Raw genomic sequence first — 9,499 nt, 5'->3', positions numbered from 1 at the left:
CGGGCGCAAACTGGAACGTCGGTGTCGGCGACCTGATCCTGTTCCTGTCGCTGATCCTGCTGTTCTTCGAGCTGCTGAAATCGACGTCGAGCCAGAAGGTCGCGATCGTCAATCACGCCCTGTCGCTGATCGTCTTCGTGGTCTGCCTGGTCGAGTTCCTGCTGGTCCGCGGCTTCGCCACCTCGACCTTCTTCCTGATCCTGACCATGGTCATGCTGGACGTCCTGGCCGGCTTCATCGTGACGATCATCGCGGCGCGCAAGGATCTGGACTTCGGCGCGAGCGGGTAAACGCGTTCTTCCCCCGCTTGCGGGGGAAAGCGGGCCGGCGTCGAGCGAAGCGAGACCAGGGCCGATGGGGGAAGTTTTCTGCTTTCCTTCACACCGCCCCCATCGTCGCTGCTTTCGCTTCGCTCAAGGACGCGACACTTCCCCCGCTGCGCGGGGGAAGAACATCAAAGCGTCTCCACCGTCAGATTCCCGTTCGTATAGACACAGATGCTCGCCGCGATCGCCATCGACTTGCGGGCGATCGCCTCGGCGTCGAGGTCGGAGTTCTGCAACAGGGCCAGGGCCGCCGACAGGGCGTAGTTGCCGCCGGATCCCACCGCCGCCACGCCGTGCTCCGGCTCCAGCACATCGCCGACCCCGGTCACGGTGAAGATGGACGTCGCATCGGCGACCAGCAGCATCGCTTCCAGCCGCCTCAGGTATCGGTCCGTCCGCCAGTCCTTGGCCAGATCGACGCAGGCCCGCGCCAGCTGGTCCGGATACTGCTCCAGCTTGGCCTCCAGCCGCTCGATCAGGGTGAAGGCGTCGGCCGTCGCCCCGGCGAAACCCGCCAGCACCTTGCCGCCCGCCAGGACGCGAACCTTGCGCGCCGCCCCCTTGACGATGGTCGGCCCCATCGAGACCTGGCCGTCGCCGGCGATCACCGTGCGGCCGTCCTTGCGCACCGCCAGGATGGTGGTGCCGTGCCAGCCGGGGCCGGAGGGGGTTTCGTTCTGGGTCATGCTCCTCAGATGGCGACCGAAATGGGGCGGTGCAAGCGGGTTTGCGAGCAATTTCAACGAGCGGCGTTAGGCTTAAAATGGCCCCATGTGAGCGCTACCTTGGCAATAATATCCACAAAACCATTCAGGCAGGAGAGACTACATGCTTACGCGTTTGATGCTGACCGCCGAAATGGTCGGCTTGACGGGTCGGTCCACGTCCTCGATCGCCCAGATTCTCGGCGCGTCCGACGCCAACAATCGCCGTGACCACATCTGCAGCGCCATCCTGCTTTACGATGGCCGGATGGTTCAGGTCGTCGAGGGCAAACGAGCCGACGTCGATCGCATGCTGCGCCGGATGCAGGCCGACCCCCGGATGAAGGACCTCCAGGTCCTGGCCGACACGCCGATCCAAAGCCGCCTTCTGACCGAGGCGGCGGGCTACTGCCATCAACCGGCCGAGACCCTGTCCAGGGTCGGTCTGGCCGATCTCGAACTGCTGACCGTACGCGACGTCGAAGCCATGCTGGACTACCGTCAGGCGGCCTGAGCCACCCCCCGGGCTGACATCGCGCCGGCCACGCCCTAGAAGCAGGCGTGCCCCAGTTCACCGATGACGACGTCGAACGCTATGCCCGCCATCTGGTGCTCGCCGAGATCGGCGGCCCGGGGCAACAGAAGCTGGCCGCCGCCCGGGTGCTGATCGTCGGCGCCGGTGGCGTCGGAGGTCCGGCCGCCCTGTATCTGGCCGCAGCCGGCGTCGGAACGATCACCCTCGTCGACCCGGACACGGTCGCCCTGTCCAACCTGCAACGCCAGATCCTGTTCACCGGCGACGACATCGGCCGCCCCAAGGTCGAGGCCGGGGCCGACCGCCTGACCGCCCTGAACCCCGGGGTTTGCATCGAGCCTGTCGCCGAGCCGCTGAGCGCCGACAATGCCCGCGCCCTGATCGCCGGTCACGACGTCGTTCTGGACGGCACCGACGATTTCCAGACCCGATTCACCGTCAACGCCGCCTGTGTCGCCGAAGGTGTGCCCCTGGTGTCGGGTGCCCTGGGCCGCTGGTCGGGGCAGGTCGGGGTCTTCGCCGGTCGCCCCTGCTATCAGTGCCTGGTCCCCGAGATTCCCCCCGACGCCGAGACCTGCGCCCGCGTCGGTGTCGTCGGTGCCCTGGCCGGGGTGGTGGGTGCGATGGCGGCGCTGGAGACGATCAAGCTGATCACCGGCGCCGGCGAACCTCTGACCGGTCGGCTGATGCTGTACGAAGCCCTGTCAGCGACCGCGCGCACCGTGCGTATCACCGCCGACCCGGACTGCCCGGTCTGTTCGGGATCACACTGATCAGGCGAAAGCCCGGGTCAGCATCGCCACATAGCGACCCATCAGTTCCTGCTCCTTGTCGTCCTCCCAGTCGGCGTGGCCGGCGTCATTGACCTCGACGAACTCGACCCGCTTTCCGGCGTCACGCAGGGCGGCGTTCAGGCGACGGGTCTGGGTCACCGGCACGATCGGATCGTCGGTGCCGTGAACCAGGAAGACGGGACAGGCGATCTCGGCGACGCGCCGACGAGGTGAGGCCGCCGACAGCCTGTCGTCATCGACGCCGAGCACGCCGATCCGCTTGGACCAGAAATCGAAGATCTCCTGCCCCGGCGTGTCGTCCTGTCGCTTCTCCCATTCGAGGATGTCGGGAAGATCCGAAACGCCGCAGATCGAGATGGCGGCCTTGTACAGGCCCGGCGTCTTCACCGCCCCCATCATGGCCGCATAGCCGCCGTAGCTGGTTCCCATGATGGCGACCCGGCGGCCGTCTAGCCCGCGCGCCGAAATCGCATGAGCCACAGCGTCTTCGATATCCTCCTGCATGAGGTCGCCCCAGCGGCCCCAGCCCTGTTTGGCGAAGGCCAGACCATAGCCACCCGACCCGCGAAAGTTCGGCTGAAGTACCCACCAGCCCTGGGCGGCCAGGACCTGGGCCTGTCGATCCCAGCCTCTCAGGTCACGCGCCTCAGGCCCTCCGTGGGCCAGCACGACCATGGGGCCGGGCCGCCGCGACGGCGGGGCGGTCAGATAGGCCTCGATCTCGGCACCGTCCCGTGTGCGGACCTTGAGGACCTCACCCGGCCCCAGACGCACAGGGTCGAGATCCTGACGCGCGCCGACATTGACGATCCTCTGGGCGGCCCGATCGTAGAAATACCAGGCACCCGGCTCCCGAGGGCCCGTGACACGGGCGATCAGGCGGTTGCGAGACACATCCACGTCCGTAAAGTAGACGTCGCAATCGTCCTCGAAGAAGCGGTTCAGGGCCCGGTGATGGGCGGCCAGCGCCGGCTCGGCGAAGGCGTACTCCAGCCGGTCCCCGTAATAGGCCGCACCCAGATAACGCCCGGCCGAGTCCCTCAATCCATACAGAACATCGCGTCCGGCCCTGGCCGAGATGGGCGGCCCGAAGGCCAGGGTGGCGAGATCCAGTTCTCGGATCGTCTCCACATCCTCCTCGCCAGTCCGGGCGCTGACCAGGACAATGCCCGGCCGGTCGGTGCCTCCCACGAACGAGAAGTCGGGCGCATCGATAAATCGGGTGCGCCGCACCAGGGTCCATTCGGTCTGGCCGGGGGCGCGGGCGTACACGCTTTCCAGGGTGCCGCGGGCGTTGATGTCGTGGCGCAGCACCGCCTGGCCGTTCAGGGTGTCCCATCGGAAGGTGCCGGAATTGCCCCGCTCCAGCCGCTCGGCTGTGCCGTCGTTGATGTCGGCCCGATACAGCGCCAGGAACCCGCCGGGCTCATAGGCCAGCATCAGGACGTGGTCGGGGTCACCGGGCAAAAGATCGACGATCTGACCCAGATCGAGGTTGCCCCGCGCGCGGCTGCGCTCGCCTTCGAACAGGGTGACCCGGGCCCCGCTGTCGATGTCGATCGAGACGATGCGCCGGTTCCACAACTCGCCACCGCCGGTACGGATATTGGAACCGGTCGACGTGCGCCGGGCGATCTCCAGCTTGGTGACGACGCGGATCAGAAGGCGGCGGTCGTTGCCCCAGTAGACCCGCTCGACGTCGATCGGCCCCAGGTCGATACGGCGAGCCTGGCCTTCGGGATCGGCGGCATCGAGAACGTCGACGACCGCATGCGGGGCCTCCGTCGTTCCGAGCTGTTCGACCACGGCGATGCGGGTGCCCGACGGCGACATGGCCACGCCACGGGTCCGATCGGGCTTGAAGAAGTCCGCAAGGGCGTAGGGCGCTCCCCCCTGTATGGGTGCGGCCTGCACCCTACCGGCCTGTATGATGCCCGCGCCGCCGACCGCGAGCGCCAGAACCATCTCGCGCCGGGACAGTCCCGGCATCAGTTTTCGCAATGGCACGTCACGCCCCCTCAACTCATGGATGCATGCGAGCCGCAAGGCGCACGTGCCGTCAAGCCGAAACACGCCTGCCTACAGCATGGCCGGGATCACCCGGTCCGGCGGGCGGTGCTGGTTCTGGTAGGTCATGACGTTCAGGATGACCCGGTCGCCCATGTCCTGGCGGGCCTCAAGCGTGGCCGAGCCGAGGTGGGGCAGGAGGACCACATTGGGATGGGCCAGCAGGCCGGGATGGATGGCCGGTTCGTTCTCGAACACATCGAGGCCGACGCCGTAGATCCCGCGCCGGGCCACCGCCTCCGACAGGGCCGCCTCGTCGATCAGTTCGCCGCGCGCCGTGTTGATCAGGATGGCGTGGGGCTGGAGACGGGCCAGGCGGTCGGCGTTCAGCAGATGGTGCGTCTCCTTCGTGGCCGGACAGTTCAGCGAGACGACGTCCATCCGGGCCAGCATCTCGTCGAGGTCGTCCCACCAGGTCGCACCCAGCTCCTCCTCGATCCGGGGGCTGACGGGTTTTCGGTTGTGATAGTGGACCTGCATCCCGAACGCCTTGGCCCGGCGGGCCAGGGCCTGGCCGATCCGGCCCATCCCGACGATGCCCAGCCGCTTGCCCCACAGCTTGCGTCCGCACATCCAGGTCGGGGTCCAGCCCTCGAACTGACCGGCTGCGACGACCTGGGCCCCCTCGACGATGCGGCGGCTGACGGCCAGGATCAGGGCCATGCCCAGATCGGCGGTGTCCTCGGTCAGGACGCCGGGGGTGTTGGTGACGATGATGCCCCGGGCCACGGCCGCGTCGATGTCGATATGATCCACCCCGGCCCCGAAATTGGCGATCATCTTCAGCTGTTCGCCCGCCCCGTTGATCAGGGCGGCGTCGATCTCGTCGGTGATGGTGGGGACCAGGACGTCGGCGCGCTGGACGGCGTCCTCGAGCGCGGCCCGGTCCATGGGCCGGTCCTTGAGGTTCAGTTCGGCGTCGAACAGCTCGCGCATCCGCGTCTCGACCGCGTCGGGCAGGCGCCTGGTTAACACGACCTTAAGCTTGCGGGTGGACATGGATTCCCTGGGTTTCACGAGGCGAGGGTCGGTATCCGACCCCGCCCGCCGCGACGGATCGACAAGGGTGTCTAGCAAAGCATCGCCACGGTTCCCAAGCGCCGATGAGGCCGACGCCTGTGAAACCGTCGATTCGGCGGGTCGTCGCCCCGCACGGGCCGCCGTTCCGGCCGTGGTGGTGGGTGCGATGGCCCTGATGTGTCTGGCTGCAGCCCAGGCCGCCGCCGTCATGCCCGACGGCCGCCCGACCCCCAGCCGCCAGCCCGTGCCGCGCTGGCTGACGCTCAAGTCCGACGAGGTCCGCGCTCGTCAGGGACCGGGGTCGGATTACCGCATCCTGTGGGAATATCGCGCCGCCGGCCTGCCGGTTCAGGTCGTCGCCGAGACCCGCGAGTGGCGCAAGGTCTGCGACCCCGACGGTGCCGTCGCCTGGATCCACCGCAGCGTCCTGTCGGGCCGCCGGGGAGCGTTCAACATCTCCGCCGAGGAGACGCCGGTGCATGCCGGCCGATCCGAGACCTCGCCCGTCCGCGCCCGGCTGTCGCCCCGCTCGGTGGTGTCACTGGACGACTGCGAGGGCGGCTGGTGCCATGTCGGCGGGCGCCAGGCCAACGGCTGGGTGTCCGAAGCCCGCATCTTCGGCGGGGCCACCCGGGCGCTGTGTGACGCGAACCGGGCGGCGGGAGCGGCACCGGCTCGCTGATCGAGAAGGTTGAGCCGGTTCCCTTCGTCGTGTAGGCCCACGCGACGCAATCGGAGCCTTCCGCCTTGAGTCAGTCGAAATATCCGTCCTCGTTCGACCACGCGGCCCTTCTGGCCTCGGGCCGGGGCGAGCTGTTCGGTCCGGGCAACGCCCAGCTGCCGGCACCGCCCATGCTGATGTTCGACCGGATCACCCAGATCAACGGCGACGGCGGCGAGCACGGCAAGGGCTATGTCGAGGCCGAGCTGGATATCCATCCCGACCTCTGGTTCTTCCAGTGCCACTTCATCAACGACCCGGTTATGCCCGGCTGCCTGGGCCTGGACGCCATGTGGCAGCTGGTCGGCTTCTATCTGGGCTGGATCGGCGGGCCGGGGCGCGGCCGGGCGCTCGGCGTCGGCGAGGTCAAGTTCACGGGCCAGGTCCAGCCGGACGTGAAAAAGGTCACCTACAAGATCACGCTCAAGCGGGTCATCAACCGTCGCCTGGTCATGGGCATCGCCGACGGGGTGATGGAAGCCGACGGCGTCCCCATCTATACCGCCACGGATATGCGCGTCGGCCTGTTCGGCGCCGATCAGAAGGCCACCGAGCCCGTCGGCGGCTAACCACACCATAACCGCGATCAACGCGGATACTGAAGCGAAGCGAAGGAAACCTCATGCGGCGTGTCGTCGTCACCGGGCTGGGTATCGTCTCCTCCATCGGGACCGGACAGGAAGAGGTCACGGCCTCCCTGCGGTCGGCGCGCTCCGGCGTCGTAACCGCCCCCGACCACATCAAATACGGCTTCCGCTCCCAGGTCTGGGCACCCCCATCGCTGGGCGTGAAAGCCGAGGACTGGGCCCCCCTGGTCGATCGCCGCGCCGCGCGGTTCCTGGCCAACGGCACGGCCTGGGGTCACATCGCCTTCGAAGAGGCGCTGAAGGACTCGGGCATGACGCCTGAGGAAATCCGCGATGACCGGATCGGCCTGATCGTCGGCGAGGGCGGTCCCTCGACCCAGGTCATCCTGCAAGCCGCCCAGACCACGATCGAACGCGGCGCGCCCAAGCGGATCGGACCGTTCGCCGTGCCCAAGGCCATGGCGTCGGGGCCGTCGGCCGTGCTGTCGACCTGGTTCCAGATGCGCGGCGTCAACTATTCGATCTCCTCGGCCTGCGCGACCAGCGCCCACTGCATCGGGGCGGCGGCCGAACAGATCCAGCTGGGCAAGCAGGACGTGGTCTTCGCCGGCGGCGTCGAGGACATCGACTGGTCCATGTCCAACATGTTCGACGCGATGGGGGCCATGTCGTCCGACTTCAACGCGACCCCTTCGGTAGCCAGCCGGGCCTATGACGTCGCCCGCGACGGCTTTGTCATCGCCGGTGGGGCGGGGATCGTCGTGGTCGAGGAATATGAGCGGGCCGTGGCGCGCGGGGCGAAAATCTACGCCGAGATCGTCGGCTATGGGGCCAACTCGGACGGCTACGACATGGTCGCGCCGTCCGGCGAGGGTGCCCAACGGTGCATGAAGATCGCCATGGACCAGGCCGGCGGTCGCAAGATCGACTATCTGAATCCGCACGGCACCTCGACGCCGGTCGGCGACTCCAAGGAGATGGACGCCGTTCGCGCCGTGTTCGGCGACGAGATGCCCCTGATCTCCTCGACCAAGTCGCTGACGGGCCACAGCCTCGGCGCGGCGGGGGCGCAGGAGGCGATCTACAGCCTGCTGATGCTGGCCAACGGCTTCGCGGCCGAGAGCGCCCATATCGAGACCCTCGACCCCCAGTTCGAGGGCATGCCCATCCTGCGCGCGTGCAAGGACGTCGAGTTGACCACCGTCATGTCCAACAGCTTCGGCTTCGGCGGCACCAACGGGACGCTGATCCTGTCGAAGGTCTGATGCACCGGGCTCTGCTGTCATGAAGGCGGAGCCCTATGACGTCCTGATCGTCGGCGCGGGCGCGGCCGGGATGATGTGCGCCATCGAGGCGGGCAGGCGCGGACGGCGGGTGCTGGTCGTGGATCATGCCGCCAGGCCCGGCGAGAAGATCCGCATCTCGGGCGGGGGGCGGTGCAACTTCACGAACACAGGGACGACGCCAGCGAACTTCCTGGGCGAGAACCCGCGGTTCGCGACGTCGGCCTTGAAGCGATTCAGCCAGCGCGACTTCATCGCCATGGTCGATCGTGCGGGCATCGCCTGGCACGAGAAGCCCCTGGGCCAGCTGTTCTGCGACGACAGCGCCAAGCAGATCGTGCGGATGCTGACCGACGCCATGCGGGCGGCGGGGGTGACGTTGAAGCTCTCGACCGGCGTCGATGCGGTTGAGCGGTCCGGCGAGGGCTGGGCGGCGACCCTGTCGGACGGGGCGCGCGTGACGGCGGCCTCGCTCGTCGTCGCCTCGGGAGGCAAGTCGATCCCCAAGATGGGAGCGACCGGCTGGGGCTATGATCTGGCGCGGCGGCACGGCCTGAGGGTCACCGAGACACGGCCGGCGCTGGTGCCCCTGACCTTCGAGGCGGGGCTGCTGGAACAGCTGTCGCCCCTGGCCGGGGTCGCGGTCGATGTGGCGGCGACCAACGTGACGACCGAGCGGGAGCGGGCGACCTTCCGCGAGGCCATGCTGTTCACCCATCGGGGCCTGTCGGGTCCGGCCGTCCTGCAGATCAGCTCATACTGGCGCGAGGGGGAGGCGATCACCCTGGCCATGGCGCCCGACCGCGACGTCTATGCCGAGTTGAAGGCGGCCAAGGAGGCCAACGGCAAGCAGGCGGTCCATACCGCCCTGTCGCAGATCCTGCCCCGTCGGCTGGCCGAGTCGGTCGCGGCGCGGCATGAGGTCGCGGGCAAGCTGGCCGAGATCGGTGACAAAAGGCTGAAATCCCTCGCCGAGTCAGTCAACGGCTGGACGGTCAAGCCGGTGGGATCGGAGGGCTATCGCACCGCCGAGGTCACCCTGGGCGGGGTGGCGACCGAGGGGCTGGATCAACAGACAATGCAGGCGAATTCGGTACCGAGACTGTTTCTGATCGGCGAGGTGGTGGACATCACCGGCTGGCTCGGCGGCTACAACTTTCAGTGGGCCTGGTCTTCCGGATGGGCCGCCGGACAAGCCTGCTGACGATCTGGGCGAAAGCCGAAGAGTAACCAAGAGTTAACCCACCTGCGGTGCCCCGGCGGGTTGCGGCAGTCCGTTTCTGCACATACCTTGATCCAGCGGGACGGGCCCCTCTGGCGCCATTGTCCGGAACGCTTCCCCGGCGGCTTTCCCCCAAGTCCGCCGCGCGGAACCGGACGACAGCGTGATGTCGGACCGCAGCGGGTGCGCCCGGCGATAGGCTCATCCTCGCGATGAGCCCGTCTTTGGGCGCACCCGTTT

10 protein-coding genes are annotated in these 9,499 nt (G+C 68.0%); 7 read left to right on the top strand and 3 right to left on the bottom strand.

The window, feature by feature from the left end:
• The coding region (locus ACILQR_RS13695) for a hypothetical protein (protein WP_395651952.1) at positions 1-290 on the top strand (290 nt) is incomplete at its 5' end.
• Positions 291-454: 164 nt separating this feature from the next.
• Here the strand turns inward: ACILQR_RS13695 and hslV are convergent.
• Positions 455-1,012, bottom strand: coding sequence for an ATP-dependent protease subunit HslV (gene hslV, locus ACILQR_RS13690; RefSeq protein ID WP_395651951.1), 558 nt, complete (start codon positions 1,010-1,012; stop codon positions 455-457).
• Positions 1,013-1,154: 142 nt separating this feature from the next.
• Between hslV and ACILQR_RS13685 the strand changes: the two genes are divergently transcribed.
• Together ACILQR_RS13685 and ACILQR_RS13680 are read left to right on the top strand one after the other, a co-directional pair.
• The gene (locus tag ACILQR_RS13685) at positions 1,155-1,544 is read left to right on the top strand and encodes a BLUF domain-containing protein (protein WP_395651950.1); all 390 of its coding nucleotides are present in this window, start codon (positions 1,155-1,157) and stop codon (positions 1,542-1,544) included.
• A 47-nt stretch (positions 1,545-1,591) separates the two neighbouring features.
• Positions 1,592-2,338, top strand: coding sequence for a HesA/MoeB/ThiF family protein (locus ACILQR_RS13680; RefSeq protein ID WP_395651949.1), 747 nt, complete (start codon positions 1,592-1,594; stop codon positions 2,336-2,338).
• On the opposite strand, the gene ACILQR_RS13675 is transcribed toward ACILQR_RS13680, so the two are convergent.
• Together ACILQR_RS13675 and ACILQR_RS13670 are read right to left on the bottom strand one after the other, a co-directional pair.
• Complete coding sequence (locus tag ACILQR_RS13675) at positions 2,339-4,348, bottom strand: alpha/beta hydrolase family protein (protein ID WP_395651948.1); 2,010 nt, start codon at positions 4,346-4,348, stop codon at positions 2,339-2,341. It abuts the gene before it with no gap.
• Between the two features lie 90 nt (positions 4,349-4,438).
• On the bottom strand, positions 4,439-5,425 hold the full coding sequence (locus tag ACILQR_RS13670) for a 2-hydroxyacid dehydrogenase (protein WP_395651947.1): 987 nt from the start codon (positions 5,423-5,425) through the stop codon (positions 4,439-4,441).
• 67 nt (positions 5,426-5,492) lie between these two features.
• Here ACILQR_RS13670 and ACILQR_RS13665 point away from each other — a divergent pair, with 67 nt between their 5' ends.
• The 4 genes from ACILQR_RS13665 (at position 5,493) to ACILQR_RS13650 (ending at position 9,241) form a co-directional block, all read left to right on the top strand.
• Positions 5,493-6,128, top strand: a complete 636-nt coding sequence (locus ACILQR_RS13665) for an SH3 domain-containing protein (protein ID WP_395651946.1) — start codon at positions 5,493-5,495, stop codon at positions 6,126-6,128.
• A gap of 65 nt (positions 6,129-6,193) precedes the next feature.
• A complete protein-coding gene (gene fabA / locus ACILQR_RS13660; protein ID WP_395651945.1) occupies positions 6,194-6,736 on the top strand; it encodes a 3-hydroxyacyl-[acyl-carrier-protein] dehydratase FabA in 543 nt (180 codons plus the stop codon).
• Between the two features lie 53 nt (positions 6,737-6,789).
• Positions 6,790-8,019 (top strand): beta-ketoacyl-ACP synthase I, encoded by a 1,230-nt coding sequence (gene fabB, locus ACILQR_RS13655; protein ID WP_395651944.1) that lies wholly within the window; start codon positions 6,790-6,792, stop codon positions 8,017-8,019.
• Positions 8,020-8,038: 19 nt separating this feature from the next.
• Complete coding sequence (locus ACILQR_RS13650; RefSeq protein ID WP_395651943.1) at positions 8,039-9,241, top strand: NAD(P)/FAD-dependent oxidoreductase; 1,203 nt, start codon at positions 8,039-8,041, stop codon at positions 9,239-9,241.
• The last annotated feature ends 258 nt before the right edge of the window (positions 9,242-9,499 follow it).

Source organism: Brevundimonas sp., from assembly GCF_044239655.1.
In the GTDB taxonomy this organism is placed as follows: Bacteria; Pseudomonadota; Alphaproteobacteria; order Caulobacterales; family Caulobacteraceae; genus Brevundimonas.
This window is presented reverse-complemented; position numbering and strand designations above follow the sequence as displayed.